This window comes from Streptomyces sp. NPDC028907, from assembly GCF_055564995.1.
Window position 1 is genome coordinate 564,261 of the sequence record NZ_JBVHVE010000002.1, and the last position, 16,747, is coordinate 581,007.

Annotated in this window: 16 protein-coding genes; 8 read left to right on the top strand and 8 right to left on the bottom strand. The window is 70.8% G+C overall.

The window, feature by feature from the left end:
- Nucleotides 1–33: 33 nt before the first annotated feature.
- Complete coding sequence (locus ACZ4UU_RS06970) at nt 34–978, top strand: glucosyl-3-phosphoglycerate synthase (protein ID WP_468037193.1); 945 nt, start codon at nt 34–36, stop codon at nt 976–978.
- 95 nt (nt 979–1,073) lie between these two features.
- On the top strand, nt 1,074–2,582 hold the full coding sequence (locus tag ACZ4UU_RS06975) for an alpha,alpha-trehalose-phosphate synthase (UDP-forming) (RefSeq protein WP_468037194.1): 1,509 nt from the start codon (nt 1,074–1,076) through the stop codon (nt 2,580–2,582).
- An 8-nt stretch (nt 2,583–2,590) separates the two neighbouring features.
- Here the strand turns inward: ACZ4UU_RS06975 and ACZ4UU_RS06980 are convergent, their stop codons facing one another.
- Nucleotides 2,591–3,406: an oxidoreductase gene (locus tag ACZ4UU_RS06980; RefSeq protein WP_468037196.1), complete on the bottom strand. Its 816-nt coding sequence runs from the start codon at nt 3,404–3,406 to the stop codon at nt 2,591–2,593.
- A 237-nt stretch (nt 3,407–3,643) separates the two neighbouring features.
- Here ACZ4UU_RS06980 and ACZ4UU_RS06985 point away from each other — a divergent pair, with 237 nt between their 5' ends.
- Nucleotides 3,644–4,222 (top strand): TetR/AcrR family transcriptional regulator, encoded by a 579-nt coding sequence (locus ACZ4UU_RS06985; RefSeq protein WP_468037198.1) that lies wholly within the window; start codon nt 3,644–3,646, stop codon nt 4,220–4,222.
- A 94-nt stretch (nt 4,223–4,316) separates the two neighbouring features.
- On the opposite strand, the gene otsB is transcribed toward ACZ4UU_RS06985, so the two are convergent.
- The 3 genes from otsB to ACZ4UU_RS07000 all read right to left on the bottom strand — a co-directional run bounded on the left by otsB (nt 4,317) and on the right by ACZ4UU_RS07000 (nt 6,852).
- A complete protein-coding gene (gene otsB, locus ACZ4UU_RS06990; RefSeq protein WP_468037200.1) occupies nt 4,317–5,159 on the bottom strand; it encodes a trehalose-phosphatase in 843 nt (280 codons plus the stop codon).
- Between the two features lie 178 nt (nt 5,160–5,337).
- A complete protein-coding gene (locus ACZ4UU_RS06995) occupies nt 5,338–5,586 on the bottom strand; it encodes a DUF3263 domain-containing protein (protein ID WP_468037202.1) in 249 nt (82 codons plus the stop codon).
- A gap of 30 nt (nt 5,587–5,616) precedes the next feature.
- The gene (locus ACZ4UU_RS07000; RefSeq protein WP_468037204.1) at nt 5,617–6,852 is read right to left on the bottom strand and encodes an extracellular solute-binding protein; all 1,236 of its coding nucleotides are present in this window, start codon (nt 6,850–6,852) and stop codon (nt 5,617–5,619) included.
- 193 nt (nt 6,853–7,045) lie between these two features.
- On the opposite strand from ACZ4UU_RS07000, the gene ACZ4UU_RS07005 reads away from it, so the two are divergent.
- The 3 genes from ACZ4UU_RS07005 to ACZ4UU_RS07015 all read left to right on the top strand — a co-directional run bounded on the left by ACZ4UU_RS07005 (nt 7,046) and on the right by ACZ4UU_RS07015 (nt 10,312).
- Nucleotides 7,046–7,990 (top strand): ROK family protein, encoded by a 945-nt coding sequence (locus ACZ4UU_RS07005; RefSeq protein WP_468037206.1) that lies wholly within the window; start codon nt 7,046–7,048, stop codon nt 7,988–7,990.
- Entirely contained in the window at nt 7,990–9,228 is a 1,239-nt protein-coding gene (nagA, locus tag ACZ4UU_RS07010) for an N-acetylglucosamine-6-phosphate deacetylase (RefSeq protein ID WP_468037208.1), read from the top strand. The genes ACZ4UU_RS07005 and nagA overlap by 1 nt, the downstream gene beginning before the upstream one ends.
- 154 nt (nt 9,229–9,382) lie before the next feature.
- A complete protein-coding gene (locus ACZ4UU_RS07015; RefSeq protein ID WP_468037210.1) occupies nt 9,383–10,312 on the top strand; it encodes a 1-phosphofructokinase family hexose kinase in 930 nt (309 codons plus the stop codon).
- A gap of 519 nt (nt 10,313–10,831) precedes the next feature.
- On the opposite strand, the gene ACZ4UU_RS07020 is transcribed toward ACZ4UU_RS07015, so the two are convergent.
- Nucleotides 10,832–11,803 (bottom strand): CBM35 domain-containing protein, encoded by a 972-nt coding sequence (locus ACZ4UU_RS07020; protein ID WP_468037211.1) that lies wholly within the window; start codon nt 11,801–11,803, stop codon nt 10,832–10,834.
- 121 nt (nt 11,804–11,924) lie between these two features.
- A complete protein-coding gene (gene cdgB / locus ACZ4UU_RS07025) occupies nt 11,925–13,616 on the bottom strand; it encodes a diguanylate cyclase CdgB (protein ID WP_468037213.1) in 1,692 nt (563 codons plus the stop codon).
- Between the two features lie 338 nt (nt 13,617–13,954).
- Between cdgB and ACZ4UU_RS07030 the strand changes: the two genes are divergently transcribed.
- Complete coding sequence (locus ACZ4UU_RS07030; RefSeq protein ID WP_468037215.1) at nt 13,955–14,563, top strand: flavin reductase family protein; 609 nt, start codon at nt 13,955–13,957, stop codon at nt 14,561–14,563.
- Nucleotides 14,564–14,641: 78 nt separating this feature from the next.
- Nucleotides 14,642–15,148 (top strand): GNAT family N-acetyltransferase, encoded by a 507-nt coding sequence (locus ACZ4UU_RS07035; protein WP_468037217.1) that lies wholly within the window; start codon nt 14,642–14,644, stop codon nt 15,146–15,148.
- Here ACZ4UU_RS07035 and ACZ4UU_RS07040 read toward each other — a convergent pair.
- The gene (locus ACZ4UU_RS07040) at nt 15,135–16,061 is read right to left on the bottom strand and encodes a sigma-70 family RNA polymerase sigma factor (protein WP_468037219.1); all 927 of its coding nucleotides are present in this window, start codon (nt 16,059–16,061) and stop codon (nt 15,135–15,137) included. The genes ACZ4UU_RS07035 and ACZ4UU_RS07040 overlap by 14 nt on opposite strands.
- Nucleotides 16,062–16,150: 89 nt before the next feature.
- Entirely contained in the window at nt 16,151–16,588 is a 438-nt protein-coding gene (arfB, locus tag ACZ4UU_RS07045; protein ID WP_468037221.1) for an alternative ribosome rescue aminoacyl-tRNA hydrolase ArfB, read from the bottom strand.
- Nucleotides 16,589–16,747: the final 159 nt, after the last annotated feature.

Below are 16,747 nucleotides of genomic sequence, written 5' to 3' on the forward strand. Positions count from 1 at the left end.
GCGAGATGGATCACACGCGAAGGAGCCGCTTACGTGCTGGAAGAAGTCGAGCGCTGGCTGAGCACCCGCTCCTGGTCCGCGAGCGATCGTCCGCTCCACCGGATTCTGGCCGCCAAACAGCGTACGGGCCGGTCGGTCTCCGTCGTCCTGCCCGCGCTCGACGAGGAGGAGACGGTCGGCGACATCGTCGCGGTCATCCGTCACGACCTGATGCGGCAGGTGCCGCTGGTCGACGAGATCGTCGTCGTCGACTCGGGCTCCACCGACCGCACCTCCGAGGTGGCCGCGGCGGCGGGCGCGACCGTGGTGCACCGGGACGCGATCCTGCCGCGCATCCCGGCCGTGCCCGGCAAGGGCGAGGTGCTGTGGCGCTCCCTGCTGGTCACGACCGGGGACATCGTCTGCTTCATCGACGCCGACCTGAAGGACTTCTCCTCCGACTTCGTCTCCGGCATCGTCGGCCCGCTGCTCACCGACCCCGGGATCGATCTGGTCAAGGGTATGTACGACCGTCCCCTCGGCGGCGCGGCCGGCCAGGGCGGCCGGGTCACCGAACTGATGGCCCGCCCGCTGCTGAACATGCACTGGCCCCAGCTGGCCGGCTTCGTGCAGCCGCTCGGCGGCGAGTACGCTGCCCGCCGCTCCCTGCTGGAACAGCTCCCGTTCCCCGTCGGATACGGCGTGGAGCTGGGCATGCTGGTCGACGCCCTGCACCTGGTGGGCCTCGACGCGCTGGCCCAGGTGGATGTGGGCGTCCGCAAGCACCGCCACCAGGACGGCCAGGCCCTGGGCCGGATGTCCGCCGCGATCTACCGCACGGCCCAGCTGAGGCTGGCCCGGGGCCATCTGGTCCGCCCGTCCCTCACCCAGTTCGAGCGGGGCGAGGACGGTTTCGAGCCGCGTACGTACTCCGTGGACACGGAGGAACGGCCGCCGATGGTGGAGATCGCGGAGTACGCGACGCGGAAGGTCGCGTGAACGAGGGGCACCGGCCGTATACGGGTCGGGCGATGATGCGCCACTGAGCTGAACCGCACGTTTGAGCGTTTCCGAGCCGGGCTAGGTTGACGCGTATGGCTTCCACGCAAGGTGCTGCCGAGCAGGGTGCTGCCAAGGTGCTGGTCGCGTCGAACCGCGGCCCGGTCTCGTACGAGGTGCTGGGCGACGGCTCGCTGCGCTCCAAGCGGGGCGGCGGCGGAGTCGTCTCCGGGCTGTCGGCGATCGGGCCGGACGCGGGCGCCCTGTGGGTGTGCTCGGCACTGTCCGACGGCGACCGTGAGGCGGTGCGGCGCGGGGTCGGCGAGGAGGGCGTGCACATGCTGGCCATCCCGGCCGACGTGCACGCGGACGCCTACAACGGCATCGCGAACTCGGTCCTCTGGTTCGTCCACCACATGCTGTACCAGACGCCGCTGGAGCCCGTCTTCGACGCGGAGTTCCGGCGCCAGTGGGCGTCGTACGAGACGTACAACCGGGCCTTCGCGGAGGAACTGGCGCGGCAGGCGGCGCCGGGGGCGGCGGTGCTGGTGCAGGACTACCACCTGTGCCTGGTGCCGGGGATGCTGCGCGAGCTGCGTCCGGACGTCCGGATCGGCCACTTCTCGCACACGCCGTGGGCACCGGCGGAGTACTTCCGGATGCTGCCGGACGACATCCGTTCGCAGCTGGTGTGGGGCATGCTCGGCGCCGACCGGCTCGGGTTCCTCACCTGGCGCTGGGCGCAGGCGTTCATGGGCTGCGCCGGGGGCACCGACCCCGAGCGGATCACCCCGTCGTGGCCGAGCGGCGCCCCGCGCTCGATCGAGCACACCATCACGGGGCGTCCGCCGCTGCGTACCACGTGGATCGGCGTACACGGCCTGGGCGCCGACGCGGAGTTCCTGCGCGACCGCTCCCGTCAGCCGGACGTCGAGGAGCGGATGACGGCACTGCGGGACGAGATCGGCACCGCACCGGACGGCTCCGCCCGCAGGACGATCGTGCGGGTCGACCGCACCGAACTGTCCAAGAACATCGCGCGCGGACTGCTCGCCTACCGGCAGCTGCTCGACGACCACCCCGAGTGGCGCGAGCGGGTGGTGCACGTGGCGTTCGCGTATCCGTCACGCCAGGACCTCGCGGTGTACCGCGACTACACGGCGGAGGTGCAGCGGCTGGCGGACGAGATCAACTCCGGCTACGGGACCTCGACCTGGACCCCGGTCGTGCTCCACGTCAAGGACGACTTCGCCCGGTCGCTCGCCGCGTACCGGCTGGCCGACGTGGCCCTGGTCAACCCCATCCGGGACGGCATGAACCTCGTCGCCAAGGAGGTGCCGGTCGTCTCCGACGCGGGGTGCGCGCTGGTGCTGTCCCGGGAGGCCGGGGCCTTCGAGGAGCTGGGCGACGACTCCGTCACCGTGAACCCGTACGACGTGATCGACACGGCGCGGGCGCTGCACGAGGCGTTGTCCATGGGGCCGGAGGAACGGGCGGAGCGGTCGAAGCGGCTGGCTGCGGCCGCGACGGCGCTTCCGCCGGCTCAGTGGTTCCTGGACCAGTTGGAGGCTCTGGCCGCCATCCGTGACGGCTACGCCGAGTAGCGGATCCGTCAGCCGGCCAGCTGGTTGAACTTGCGGATCTGCTGGTCGAAAACCCGGGCGGGGGCGACGCGGCGCAGCAGGCTGATGCGCCGGGCGAACGGGCCGGCGGTGGAGCGCAGCCGCGGCTTGCGTGCGGTGGCCGCCGTGATGACGGCCCGGGCGACGACGGTGGGGGCGTCGCCACCCGTGACCGCCTTGGCGACCACTTGGTCGACGATGCGCCGCTGTTTCGCGTAGACCGGCAGCGGCGTGTCGGGCTCCACCAGGTTGCCCTCGAAGGCGGTGTTGGTCCCGCCGGGCTCGACGAGCATGACCCGCACGCCGAACTCACGGACCTCGTGGTCCACGGACTCGGAGTACCCCTCGACCGCGTGCTTGGACGCGATGTAGGCGGCCATGTACGGCTGGGGGATCAACCCGTAGATCGACGACAGGTTGACGATGCGGCCCCGGCCCTGGGCGCGCATGTGGGGCAGGACGGCCTTCGTCATGCGGATGACGCCGAAGACGTTGATGTCGAAGACATGCTGGTGCTGCGCCAGGGAGCTTTCCTCGGTGGCGCCCGACGAGCCGATGCCGGCGTTGTTGACCAGGACGTCGATCCGGCCGAACCGATCGATGACCTGCTGGACCAGCGTGGCGACCGAGGCGTCACTGCTCACGTCGAGGTCGAGGAAGGTCACGCCCTCGCGGGAGGCGGCCCTCGCGGCGTTCCGGCTGGTTCCGATCACTTCGAAACCCGCTTCGACGAGGGCGAGGGCCGTGGCCTCCCCGATGCCGGAGGACGCGCCTGTCACCAGTGCTACAGGTCGTTTCGTGGCCATCATGAACTCCCGAGATGTTGATCATGTTCAGAGCAATCTGCGGCTTCCGCGGAACCTGGTCGCCTTGCGCCTGCCGTCGGCTCCCAGCCCTCGGCTCTCGACCCTCGGCCAATAACCGCACCTCAAGAGTAACCGTTCTTCAAGTATCTGCAACTCAAGTGTTGCAGTTTCTTGAGAAGGTGCAGCTGAGGAGTATCTTCTTTGGGGACAGGAGCCGATCACGGGAAGGGAGACACGATGGGGCGAGCCCTGCGGGCTGATGCCGAACGCAGCGTGCGCGCGATTCTGGAGGCGGCCGAGAAGGTCCTCGCCGAGGATCCCGGCGCGCCGATGGAGCAGATCGCCGAGGCCGCGGGCCTGGCCAGGACGACGGTGCACCGGCGGTTCGCGAACCGGCAGGCCCTCGTCGAGGCGCTGGCCGCTTCCGCGAAGCAGCAGCTCACCGACGCCATCGACGACGCCCACCTGGACACCGCACCCCCGCTGGTCGCGCTGCACCGCGCTACCGCGAACACGCTGCGGGTCAAAGGCGCCTGGCGGTTCACGCTCGGCAACCCCTTGGCGCAGAACGACGTCGCCAAGGAGGTCTGGGCCGAGATCAACGCCCGGTCCCTCGCCTTTCTCGCCCGGGCGCAGCGTGAGGGGCTCCTCGACCCCACGGCAGATCTGGAGTGGACACGGCGGGTCTACTACGCCCTCATCGGCGAGGCCCTGCACGGGCCCGGTGCTGACGAAGACCCGGACGCACAGAATCCGGACGCGCTGGCCACGCGCATCGTCGACACGCTGCTGCACGGTGCGGGACGACGCGGCTGAGCCGCCGGCGGCGGGGCCGGCAGAGCCCGAATGCGGGATCGTCCCGCCGGGATCGTCCCGCCGGGGTCAGCCCGCCGGGGTCAGCCCGCCGGGGTCAGCCCGCCTGATCGGCGATGGCCGCCAACAGCCGTACGACCCCCTCAGGGCCGTCGACCACGACATCCGCCTTCTCCGACAACTCCGTGACCTCGTCGCTGCCGCTGCACACCAGGAGGCCGGGAGTGCCGTCGGAACGGAGTTCGTCAACGGCGGCGTAGGCCGGGAGGTCGCCGAGGTCGTCCCCGGCGTAGAGGACGGACTCGGCGCCGAGGTCGCGGACGTAGTCCAGGAGCGCCACACCCTTGTCCATGCCGGGTGGGCGGAGTTCGAGGACCATGCGTCCCGGTTCGACGATGAGGCCGTTGCGGGTGGCGAGGTCGGTCAGGGGGGCGCGGAGGGTGTCGAAGGCGCCCTGGGGGTCGGGTGCGCGGCGGGTGTGTACGGCGAGGGCGTGTCCCTTGTCCTCGGTCCAGGTGCCGGTGGTGCCGAGGCCGTCGAGGAGGCCCGGCAGCTCCGCGCGGACGGCCGCGATGCCGGGGTGGGGTTCGGGCGCGGTGACCTTGCCGGTCGCGGCGTCCCAGCGTTCGGCGCCGTAGTGGCCGAGTACGACCAGGTGCTCCAGGCCGGGGGTGTCGGCGAAGCCGCCGTAGCGCACCGCGGTTTCGGCCGGGCGGCCGGTGATCACTGCCACGGCCGCGACCTTGGGAGCGAGGGCCGCGAGGGCGGGGATCGCGTCGGGGTGGGGCCTTGCCTGCTCCGGGTCGGGGACGATCGGGGCGAGGGTGCCGTCGAAGTCGAGGGCGATCAGTGCGCGGGCGGGGCGCCTGAGAAGCGCGTCGAGTCCGGCACGGCCGGGCTGGGTGGTGGGGGTCGGGAGAGCTTCCGTATGACTACCCATGCCCAGACTTTATCCGCCCCCGCCGCCCCTTCCCGTCCCATCCCTGGGGGCTGCGCCCCCAGACCCCCGCTGTCGGCCCTTCGGGCCTCGTCCTCAACGCCGGACGGGCTGAAAGATCCAGCCTGGGGCGGAGCCCCAGAAGGATGGGACGGGTAGGGGCGGCGGGGGCGAGGAAAGTTCAGCGTTCGGCGCGGTGCTGTTCTCTCAGTCTCCGCAGGCGGTTCACCGTCACCGGGTCGTGGGCCAACGCCCGCGGGTCGTCCAGCAGAGCGTTCAGCAGCTGGTAGTAGCGCACCGGCGCCAACCCCAGCTCCTCACGGATCGCCCGCTCCTTCGCGCCGGGCCCCGAGAACCCCCGGCGCTCCAGCGCGAGAACGGTCCGCTCACGCTCGCCGAGGCCGTCGGGCTCACGCGGATCCTCACTCATGCCCCGCACCCTAGCCCCCGCCACCGACACCTACTCCGCGCTCTCCGCCCGCGACGCAGTCGCCTGGAGCTGCCCAAGAATCGCCGACGGGCTACCCCCGGAGGCCACCGCCCCACCGATCCGCTTCTTGACCCCCGCACTGACGGCAGCCCAGGAGGTCCGCCCCACCGGATACAGCTCGGAAAGCGACAGCTGCTCCAGGAACGGCTTGAGATCGGCGTCCTGAGGAGCCCCGCTCATCACGGTGGACGCGGAGTTCGTGACGGGCAGCAGGTCGTACTCCCGGGAGAAGTCGAGGACGTTCTCCTTGTCGTAGACGAAGTCGAGGAAGTCGCCGACCTGCTCGGCGTGACCGTTCTGCTTGAAGGCCGTCATCCAGTCGGCCACACCCATGGAGACCTTGGTCGGTCCCTCCCGCCCGGGCATCGGCACCATGCCGAACTTCACGCCCTTCTTCGCGGCCATCTGCATCAGCGAAGGGTGACCGTTGAGCATGCCGACATCGCCCGCCGCGAAGGCGGAGAACGCGTCGGCCCGGTTGAGCCGACCGGGCGCGACCGGTCCGGTGAGTCCCTTGCCGACGAGGTTGTTCTTCAGCCAGTTGAAGGTGGCGACGTTCTCCGTGGAGTCGATGCTGTACGAGCCGAGCTCGGCATCGGTGTACCCGCCCCCACCGCTGAGCAGCCACTGCATGGTCTCCGCCTGCGCCTCCTCGGCCCCGAGCGGCAGCGCGTACGGGTACTTCACGCCCTCCGCCTTGAGCGCCTCGGCGTCGGCGGCCAGCTCCTGCCAGGTGGTCGGCGGGGTGAGGCCGGCCTTCTGGAAGAGGGTCTTGTTGTAGAAGAGCAGACGCGTGGAGGAGGCGAAGGGGATGCCGTACTGCACCCCGTTCACCTGCCCCGCGTCCGCGAGCTGCGCGACGAGGTCGGCCTGGACGGGGATGGAGAGGAGGTCGTCGGCCTCGTAGAGGAGGTCCTTGGCGGCGTAGTCGGCGTACGCGCCGATCTGCGCCATGTCCGGCGGGTTCCCGGCGTCGACCATCTCCTTGACCTTGGCGTCGACGTCGTTCCAGGAGTACACGGTGACGTCGACGTGCACGCCGGCGTGCTCCTCCTCGTATGCCTCGACGAGCTTGTCCCAGTACTTCTGGGAGCTGTTCGCCGGGCTGTCGCCGTAGTCGGCGGCGACCAGTTTCAGCGTCACCTCGCCCGAACCACCGGTCAGCCCACAGCCGCCCAGAGTCGCCACCAGGCCCAGCACGGACACCGCCGCGACCGTTCCCGTACGCCCTGTACGCCCCCTGTGACCCGTACGCTCCGTACGCCTACGCCGCTGCACGCAGAACCGCCCCACACCCATCATTCGAAACTTTCGAAACGTCATACATATTGCCCCCATAAGGTCTACACCACGCAAGTGGACTAGACCTCTCGCGGGTACGCAAGCCACACTGTCCCCCGTGAGACATGTCATCGCCCTCGATGTGGGCGGCACCGGGATGAAGGCCGCCCTGGCAGGGGCGAGCGGCGAGCTCCTCCATCAGGTCCGCCGCCCGACCGGGCGCGAGCGCGGGCCGGACGCGGTCGTCGAGGGCATCCTCGACTTCGCCGCCGAGTTGCGCGCGTACGGCGAACAGCGCTTCGGCGAGCCCGCGGCCGCCGTCGGCGTCGCCGTCCCCGGCATCGTCGACGAGACGGAAGGCATCGCCGCCTACGCGGCCAACCTCGGCTGGCGGGACGTACCCCTGCGCCGGCTGCTGGCCGACCGGCTCGGCGGCGTCCCCGTCGCCCTCGGCCACGACGTGCGCACCGGCGGTCTCGCGGAGGGCCGGATCGGCGCGGGCCAGGGCGCCGACCGCTTCCTCTTCGTGCCGCTCGGCACCGGGATCGCCGGCGCCATCGGCATCGACGGCCGGGTGGAGTCGGGCGCGCACGGCTTCGCGGGCGAGATCGGCCACATCGTCGTACGCCCCGGCGGCACCCCCTGCCCGTGCGGGCAGCGCGGCTGCCTGGAACGGTTCGCGTCCGCGGCGGCGGTGAGCGAGGCGTGGGCCGCCGCCTGCGGGGACCCGGAAGCGGACGCGGCCGACTGCGCGAAGGCCGTCGCGTCCGGTGACCCGAACGCCGTACGCGTCTGGCAGCAGGCCGTGGACGCCCTCGCCGACGGCCTGGTCACCGCCCTCACCCTGCTGGACCCGCGCACCCTGATCATCGGTGGCGGCCTGGCGGAGGCGGGGGAAACCTTGTTCACACCCCTGCGGGACGCCGTCCGGCAACGGGTGACCTTCCAGAAGCTGCCGTCCATCGTCCCCGCGGCCCTGGGCGACACGGCCGGCTGCCTCGGCGCCGGGCTCCTGGCCTGGGATCTCCTCACATCCACCGACCGCACGGAGGAATCGGCCTGATGGCAACCCACCCAGGGGCGCGGGACAGCGCTGAATCTGCGGCTACCGCCGCGTGGGCGCGACCAGCCCCACACAACCCGCGGCCCGCGTCCGGCAAGGCGCCCCTGATCCTGTCCGGCGCCACCGCGGTGATGCCCACCGGAAGCGTCAAAGACGCCCAGGTGATCGTCGAGGGCACCCGAGTCACCGCCACAGCTCCGCCCAACGCCCAGGTGATCGACCTCAACGGCCACTACGTGATCCCGGGCTTCGTCGACATCCACAACCACGGCGGCGGAGGAGCCTCCTTCACCTCGGGCACCCCCGACGACGTGCTCAAGGGCATCCACACCCACCGCCTCCACGGCACCACCACCCTCGTCGCCTCCACCGTCACCGGCGAGATGGACTTCCTCGCCCGCCGCGCGGGCCTGCTCAGCGAACTCGCCGAACAGGGCGACATCGCCGGCATCCACTTCGAGGGGCCGTTCATCTCCCCGTGCCGCAAGGGCGCGCACTCCGAGGCACTGCTGCGCGACCCCGACCCGGCGGAGGTCCGCAAGCTGATCGACGCGGCGCGCGGGCACGCGACGATGGTCACCCTCGCCACCGAACTGCCGGGCGGCCTCGACTCCGTACGCCTCCTCGCCGAACACGGCGTCATCGCCGCGATCGGCCACACGGACGCGACGTACGAGCAGACGGTGGAGGCGATCGAGGCGGGCGCGACCGTCGCCACGCACCTGTTCAACGCGATGCCGCCGCTGGGCCACCGCGAGCCGGGCCCGATCGCGGCCCTGCTGGAGGACGAGCGGGTGACCGTGGAGCTGATCAACGACGGCACGCATCTGCACCCGGCGGCACTGGAGCTGGCCTTCCGTCACGCGGGTGCGGGACGGGTCGCGTTCATCACGGACGCCATGGACGCGGCCGGCTTCGGCGACGGCCGCTACATGCTCGGCCCGCTGGAGGTGGAGGTCGCCGACGGCGTGGCCCGCCTAGTGGAGGGCGGCTCGATCGCCGGGTCCACGCTCACCCTCGACCGCGCCTTCAAACGGGCGGTGACCATCGACCGGCTGCCCGTCGAGGACGCGGTGGCGGCCCTGTCCGTCAACCCGGCCAAGCTCCTCGGCCGCTACGACCGCATCGGCTCCCTGGAACCCGGCAAGGACGCCGACCTGCTGGTGCTGGACGCCGACTTCGACCTCAAGGGCGTGATGCGCCGCGGCGAATGGGTGGTCGATCCGCAACTGGGGTGATCTGTCCTGCTGTTGAGGGCGGCGGTTGTCCTGCGAGACTGGGACGGCCGCCGTCCTTTTGGCATGATCGTGAGCCTCCGGACGGAGCTGACGGAGCTTCCGGGCAAACGGACGGCGCACACATTCTGAACTTCTTCGGGGGAGGTCGGCCCAGGTGATCCTCACGGTCACGCTGAACACCGCTCTCGACATCACCTATCGCGTACGGGCGCTGCGGCCCCACTCCTCCCACCGGGTCTCCGAGGTGACCGAACGCCCCGGCGGCAAGGGTCTGAACGTGGCCCGGGTGCTGGCGGCCCTCGGACACCAGGTGACGGTCACCGGCTTCGCGGGCGGCGCGACCGGCCGTGTCGTACAGGAGCGGCTCACGGCGACGCCAGGTGTGGTGGACGCCCTGGTCCCGGTGGCGGGCGCGACCCGGCGCACGATCGCCGTGGTCGACGACCACTCCGGCGACACGACCCAGCTCAACGAGCCCGGCCCGACGGTCACCGCCGCCGAGTGGTCCGCCTTCCAGGAGGCCTACGAGGACCTGCTCACGTCGGCCGCGGCGGTGGCCCTGTGCGGCAGCCTGCCACCGGGGGTGCCGGTGGGCGCGTACGCCGGTCTCGTGCGGGCCGCGAAGGCCGCCGAGGTACCGGTCCTGCTGGACACCAGCGGAGAGGCCCTGCGCCGGGGCGTCGCCGCCCGCCCGGATCTCATCAAGCCCAACGCCGACGAACTCGCCGAACTCACCGGGTCCCATGAGCCGTTGCGCGCCACTCAGGACGCCAGAAGGAGGGGCGCCCGCGCCGTGGTCGCCTCCCTGGGCACATCGGGTCTGCTGGCCGTGACCCCCGAGGGCCGCTGGCGCGCCACGCCGCCCGCGTCCCTGCGCGGCAACCCGACGGGGGCGGGCGACGCCGCGGTCGCGGGCCTGCTGTCGGGCCTGGTGGAGAAGCTCCCCTGGCCGGACCGCCTGACCCGCGCGACGGCGCTGTCGACGGCGAGCGTCGTGGCACCGGCGGCAGGGGAGTTCGACCGGGGGACCTACGAGGAGGTGCTGGGGCGGGTGGCGGTGTCCAGGATGGTCACCACGGCATGACGCGCCCGAGCGGCGCATTACTGTCATGCACTGATCACAATCGTTTTAAGATCGCTTCTCCCACAGGAGATACGGAGAAACGATGCTGCGTTTCGCTCGCCCACTTACAGCTGTAGCAGCTATAGCCAGCGCATCACTGATTGTCACGTCCACCCCCGCCAGCGCCGAAGACTCATGGCCCGGTGCCTTTCCCTACCGCGGGCACACAGCTACCGTCAGAGCCGCCACGAACACTGGCTCCGCCAAGCTCGACACGATTCCTGATCTCCAGGGAAGACAGTGCGTGAGCAACACGTGCGCGACCAAGACCGGCGGCTCTTACACCTGCTGGAGCGGCGGCCCAAGCGGCAAGACGTGGGTTGCCGTCCTCACCAAGAACGGCCGCTTGGGTTACGTGGCTGCGAAGTGTGTAACGTTCGGGCGCTTTAAGTGACGATAGGCGCGTGAAGGCCGTTGCTCGCCCCAAGGGGATGAGCAACGGCGTTGCCTCCTCCCGGCCATCCGGCACCCCCGACGCGCTCAGCCATTGGATTTGACCCAGCCCCTGACCAGCCACATCTGGTCAATGAGCGCGTCGCACTGGTTGCCCTGCTCGCATGACACCTTGATCGTGTTCGTGCCCTTGTTGAGCTGGACGTAGTTGTAGGTCTTCGTCCAGCTCTTCTCGTAGTCACCCTCGGCGGCGCCCGTCCAGTTCTTCAGGTCGATCGGGGAGTCGGAGGCCGTGCCGTTGACCGTGAGGGTGGCGTTCTGGTCCTTGCCGGGGACGCTGTAGCCGACGAAGACGGTGTACTTGCCGGACTTCGGGATCCCGTTCACGGACCAGGTGACCGACGAGCCGACCTGGTTGAAGCCGGTGACATAGACGCCGCCGTCCGCCTGGGCGCCCTTGATGTCGGACGCGGTGGTGGCGCTGCCCGCGAGAGCCAGGGCCTTGGCGTCGATCGTCGGCAGGTCGTCCTCGGCCGCCTGGCTGTTGCTGTTCGACGGGCTGGGCGCGCTGCTCTGCTGGGACTGTGTCGGGGTCGAGCCGGCCTCGTTCCCCTTGTCACCCGGGTCCTCGTCGCCGCCCAGCATCGCGACGCTGATCCCGATCACGACCGCCGCGACCACGGCGACCGCGCCGATCAGCAGGCCCTTGGTGTTGGGGCCCCCGCCGCGCCCGCTCCCGGAGCCGCTGCCGCCGCTGTAAGCCGGCTGCTGCTGGACCGTCTGCGCCCCGCCGGGATGCGTCTCCGGCGCCGCGTAGTGCGCGTTCGGCTGGCCGTACGCGCCGCCCTGCTGCTGTGGTATCTGGCCGTAGGCCGATGTCGGCTGCTGCTGGCCGTACTGGCGCTGGCCGACCGCGCGCACCCGATTGACCGAGCCCGGGTAGCCGTAGCCACCGCCCCCGGAGGGCGGCTGGGCGCCGTTGGCCTGCCCGTCGGCGTAGAGGTAGCCGAACGGGTCGTCGTCCTCGGGCGTAGGCGCGCCGTTGTTACCGGACGTCATCCCTTGGGTACTCCTCACCAGGTGCGGGCGGATGCGATACGTGGGGTCAGAATGGCGAGCCTACCCGCTCCTGATGGCCCAAACGGGTGACTCGGATCGCATCGGCTCGCTGACCTGGGGGTTACCCAGCGCGTCTGTGCTGTTTGGGACGAGATCGTTTCTCTACGTACATCCGCTCGTCAGCGGACTTCAACACTTCGTCCGCGGTCATCCCGCAGTGTGCCCACCCGATACCGAAGCTGGCGCCGACCCGTACGGCCCGCCCTTCGGCCCGGATGGGCTGGATGATCTCGTTGCGCAGACGTACGGCGAGGTCCTGGGCGTCGGCCCGGCCGAGCCCGTCGGCGAGGATCACGAACTCGTCGCCGCCGAGCCGGGCGACGGTGTCGCCGTCGCGGACGCCGCGGGAGAGACGGCGCGCGACCTCGATGAGAACCGCGTCACCCGCGTTGTGCCCGAACCGGTCGTTGATCGACTTGAAGCCGTCGAGGTCGCAGAAGAGCACCGCGAGCCCCTTGGCGCCGTCGTCCCGCTCGCCCTCGACCGGGGCCACGGTGTGGACGTGGTGGTCGAAGGCGTCGAACGCCGCCGCGCCGGGCCGGAAGTCGAAGCCGTGGCCGTTGGCGTCGTAGGCGGGGTGGCCGTACGCCGCGTCGACCGGCTCCAGGGCGCCGAGCTGGGTCGCGCCGCGGACGGAGTCGAGCGACTGGGGGATCGAGGAGCGCTGGCAGAGCCGGGAGGAGAGGCGGGCGCGCAGCTCGGCGGAGTTCGGCAGGCCGGTGAGCGAGTCGTGCGAGGCGCGGTGGGCGAGCTGGAGCTCGCGGCGCTTGCGCTCCTCGATGTCCTCGACGTGGGTGAGCAGGAAGCGGGGGCCGTCGGCGGCGTCGGCGACCACGCTGTTGCGCAGGCTGACCCAGACGTACGTACCGTCCCGGCGGCCGAGCCGGAGCTCCGCGCGCCCGCCCTCGGCGGACGTCCGCAGCAGGGTGCCGATGTCCTCGGGGTGGACGAGGTCGGAGAAGGCGTAGCGGCGCATCGCGGAGGCGGGGCGGCCGAGGAGGCGGCACAGGGCGTCGTTGGTGCGCAGGATCCGGCCGTGCTGGTCGCCGCCCATCTCGGCGATGGCCATGCCGGACGGGGCGTACTCGAAGGCCTGCCTGAAGCTTTCCTCACTGGCGCGCAGGGCCTGCTGCTCGCGTTCGAGCCTGACCAGTGCCCGCTGCATATTCGCGCGTAGACGTGCGTTGCTGATCGCGATGGCGGCCTGGAACGCGTACATCTGGAGCGCCTCGCGCCCCCATGCGCCCGGCAGTCGCCCGTTGCGCGGCCGGTCCACGGAGAGGACCCCGATCAGCTCGCCGCACGCGCCGCCCTGCACGCCCGGCGTGTACATCGGCGCGAAGAGCCGGTCGCTCGGGTGCCACTCGTCCTCGAAGCGGGGGGCGGGGCCGTCGGTGTACCACTGCGGGACGTCGTCGTCGTCGAGGACCCAGCCCTCGGTGTGCGGGATGAAGACCAGGTCGCCCCAGCGCCGGCCCATGCCCAGCCGGCGCTCCCACGAGTCGCGCGAGCCGACGCGGCCGGTGATGAGGGCCTCGGCCGCGGGGTTGCCGGCGAAGGCGGCGACGACGAGATCGCCGTCGGGGCGTACGAGGTTGACGCAGGCGAGCTCATAGCCGAGGCCGGTGACGACGCCGTCGGCGACCGTCTGCAGCGTGTCCGCCAGGCTGCGGGCCGTGTTCATGTCAGCCATGACCTGGTGCAGTTGCCGCAGGGTCGCAAGGCGGACATACGGCTCCGACTCGGTCTCCATGCTCGCCCTCCCCCCGAGACCTCGCAGCGAATCAAGGGTGCTCTTCGGCGTATCTTCCTTGCTCGGTTCACCGCCACTGAATCACAGCGCGCTGCTCACTCGGTACACAGGGTCAACAATTAATGGCCCTTGTGACTCAAGTCACAGGTAAACGTGAACAATTGAGCGGTGTTTCTGCGTTTTTCCTGTGCGTTTACTGAACGCGAACTCTGTGCGCGTGTGGAGATGGCGCAAACGGTTCTGAACGGCGCTCGGCCGCTGTCCGTCCGTAGTCCTAGGACCCTTCTCGGGCGAAGGCCCGATGTCGGGTACGGGGGACCGACATTAGCGTTTTCCGCGTGCCGAACACTTCCCCGCCCGCGTCGCCCGCGCCGCCCGTGACCGCCGTCCTCCCCGCCGCCCGCGGCGCCTTTGGGCATGCTGAGGGAGTGAGCAACGACGAGTTCCGTGCCGCCATGTCGCGGTTGGCCGCGGGTGTGGTCCTGGTGACCGCGCTGGAGCCACCGCTGGACCCGGACGACCCGCACGCGCCGGCCGGCGAGGACGTCGGCATGACCGCCACCGCGTTCATGTCGGTGTCCCTGGACCCGCCATTGGTGCTGGTCAGCCTGCGTGAGGGGTCCCGGATGGACGACCTGCTCGCCGAGCAGCCCTTGTGGGCGGTGTCGGTCCTCACCGAGAGCCAGCGCCACATCGCCGGCCGCTTCGCCATGAAGGGCCGCGTCAGCGACCGGCTGCTGTTCGCCGACATCCCGTACGTCCGCGGCCTGGAGACCGGTGCTCCGCTGGTCGGCGGCGCCCTGGCCACCCTGGAGTGCCGCACCGAACAACGCGTCACCGCCGGGGACCACACCCTGGTGATCGGCCGCGTCCTGTCGGCCTCACTGCCGAGCTCGGACGGGGGGCCGTTGACGTATTTCCGGGGACGGTACCGGCAGTTGGGCTGAAGATCGCGGATGAGGCGCGCCGGAAGGCCGGGACGAAAATCCGTGGCCGCGGATGATCACCCGTCATAGGTTCGCCGGATGACATCCACTCCGACGCCTCGGACGCCTCCCGCCCCGCGCCTCGAAAAGATCACACCCGGAAACTTCGAAGCGGCAACCGGCATACGCGTCCGCCCCGAGCAGGAATTCGCGGTCTCCTCCGTGATGCAGTCCCTCGCGGAGGCATACGTCCATCCCGACGGTGTCGCCTGGCCGCGTCTGATCGTCGACGGCGACCGCCCGGTCGGGTTCCTGATGGCCTTCTTCGACATCGACTGGCGCGGCGACGGCACCCTGTTCCGCTCGGGCCTGTGGCGCCTGAACATCGCCGCCGGGGAACAGGGCCGCGGCTACGGCCGTTTCGCGGTCGAGTCCGTGGCCACCGAGATCCGCCGCCGCGGCGGCCACGAACTCCACGTCACCTGGCATCCCGGCCCGAACGGCCCCGAGGCCTTCTACCACCGTCTCGGTTTCCGCCCCGACGGGGAGACGAGCGAGGGCGAGACGGTGGGGGTATTGGAACTGGACCGGCCTACACCGGCCTGACGTCGAGCCGGGACAGTCGTGCGGGGTCCGTCACGATGTCGATCACGGTGATCCGATCCCGTACGAACGCAAACTTCAGGGCCCGTTCGGGCCGGCCCCCGACCAGTACCAGGACCCCCGTGGCCCCGTCGACGAGCGCGGGGCGTGCGACTCCGGCGAGCGGTCCGAAGGCCGAAGCACCCCGGGCCACGGCCGCCGCGCCCGTGGCCACCCCGGCCTCGCTGCGGGCGATGACGTCCGGGTCCAGGACGTCGAGGAGGCCGTCGAAGTCGCCGTCCCGGGCGGCGGCGAGGAACGCGTCGACGACCTGCCGCTGCCTGCGCTGCCTCGCCGGGCCGCCCTCCGGCGCGTCGGCGCCCTGCACCCGGCGCCGGGCACGGCTCGCCAGCTGCCGCGCGGCGGCCGGGGTGCGGTCCACGACGGCGCCGACCTCCTCGTACGGCACTCCGAAGAGATCGTGCAGCACGAAGGCCAGCCGCTCGGCGGGGGTCAGCGTGTCCAGTACGACGAGCAGGGCGACGCCCACGGAGTCGGCGAGGAGGGCGTCCTGCTCGGGGTCGGAGGGGATCGCGGGGACTGGGGCAGGGACGGTGGCGGAGTTGGCGGTGGCGGTGGCGGTGGTGTCCAGGGGCTGCTCCGCGCGGGACTTGCGCGCACGGAGCATGTCCAGGCAGACCCGCCCGACCACGGTCGTCAGCCAGCCGCCGAGATTGTCGACCCGGGTGGTGTCGGCCCGGCTCACCCGGAACCAGGCCTCCTGCACCGCGTCCTCCGCCTCACCGGAAGACCCGAGCATGCGATGGGCCACGGCACGCAGCCGAGCCCGGTGCTCCTCGAACCGCTGGGCAAGGAAATCAGCCTCCGCCTCCGCGTCCGCGTCCGCGTCCCGGAAGCCACTGTCATCGGCGGTCATCTCTCGCACCCTCTCGTCGCCATCCGCGATCCGTCGTCAGTGGCTTGACGGACGGGGCGACGGAGATGTGACAGCGGACAGCGGCGGCCCTACGTCCAGCCCTGGCCGGACCGACCCCGCTTGGTGTCCGAGCGCTGTTTCTTCTCCCGCAGACGGCGCTCGTTGATCCCCCGAGGGATACGGGTCGGCTTGCGCGGCTTCGGCGGCGGGGCCGTCGCCTCGGCGAGGAGCGCCGCGAGGCGTACGGCGGCGGTCTCGCGGTTGCGCCACTGGGAGCGGTGCTCGGAGGCGCGGACGGAGACGACGCCGTCGACCAGTCGGGACGCCAGCTTCTGGAGCGCCCGCTGCTTCCACACCTCGGGCAGCGACTCCGTGCCCGCGAGGTCGAAACGCAGCTCGACCTGGGAGTCACTGGTGTTGACGTGCTGGCCGCCCGGGCCGCTCGACCGCGAGAAACGCCACATGAGCTCGGCCTCCGGGAGGGAGACGGAGCCACGGATGACGTAGGGACCAGACATGCCGTACATGTTCCCTGTCCTGTCCGGTCCACGTCACCCGAATATCTCCTACGGGTGCTCTTTGGCAAAGAAAGTAAAGACACCTGGAACCTTGGGTACCCCTCGTCGCGTTCATAGGGGTAGCTGTAGCTTCTAGCCGTACCGCAACGAGGGAAGGGACTCCCAACA

What these genes read in the sequence shown, in the direction of transcription:
- ACZ4UU_RS07035 (WP_468037217.1), top strand. Translation starts at nt 14,642, where the DNA reads ATGACATCCACTCCGACGCCTCGGACGCCTCCCGCCCCGCGCCTCGAA.
- ACZ4UU_RS06995 (WP_468037202.1), bottom strand. Translation starts at nt 5,586, where the DNA reads ATGAGTGAGGATCCGCGTGAGCCCGACGGCCTCGGCGAGCGTGAGCGG.
- cdgB (WP_468037213.1), bottom strand. Translation starts at nt 13,616, where the DNA reads ATGGAGACCGAGTCGGAGCCGTATGTCCGCCTTGCGACCCTGCGGCAA.
- otsB (WP_468037200.1), bottom strand. Translation starts at nt 5,159, where the DNA reads ATGGGTAGTCATACGGAAGCTCTCCCGACCCCCACCACCCAGCCCGGC.
- ACZ4UU_RS07040 (WP_468037219.1), bottom strand. Translation starts at nt 16,061, where the DNA reads ATGACCGCCGATGACAGTGGCTTCCGGGACGCGGACGCGGACGCGGAG.
- arfB (WP_468037221.1), bottom strand. Translation starts at nt 16,588, where the DNA reads ATGTACGGCATGTCTGGTCCCTACGTCATCCGTGGCTCCGTCTCCCTC.
- ACZ4UU_RS06980 (WP_468037196.1), bottom strand. Translation starts at nt 3,406, where the DNA reads ATGGCCACGAAACGACCTGTAGCACTGGTGACAGGCGCGTCCTCCGGC.
- ACZ4UU_RS06975 (WP_468037194.1), top strand. Translation starts at nt 1,074, where the DNA reads ATGGCTTCCACGCAAGGTGCTGCCGAGCAGGGTGCTGCCAAGGTGCTG.
- ACZ4UU_RS06985 (WP_468037198.1), top strand. Translation starts at nt 3,644, where the DNA reads ATGGGGCGAGCCCTGCGGGCTGATGCCGAACGCAGCGTGCGCGCGATT.
- ACZ4UU_RS07020 (WP_468037211.1), bottom strand. Translation starts at nt 11,803, where the DNA reads ATGACGTCCGGTAACAACGGCGCGCCTACGCCCGAGGACGACGACCCG.
- nagA (WP_468037208.1), top strand. Translation starts at nt 7,990, where the DNA reads ATGGCAACCCACCCAGGGGCGCGGGACAGCGCTGAATCTGCGGCTACC.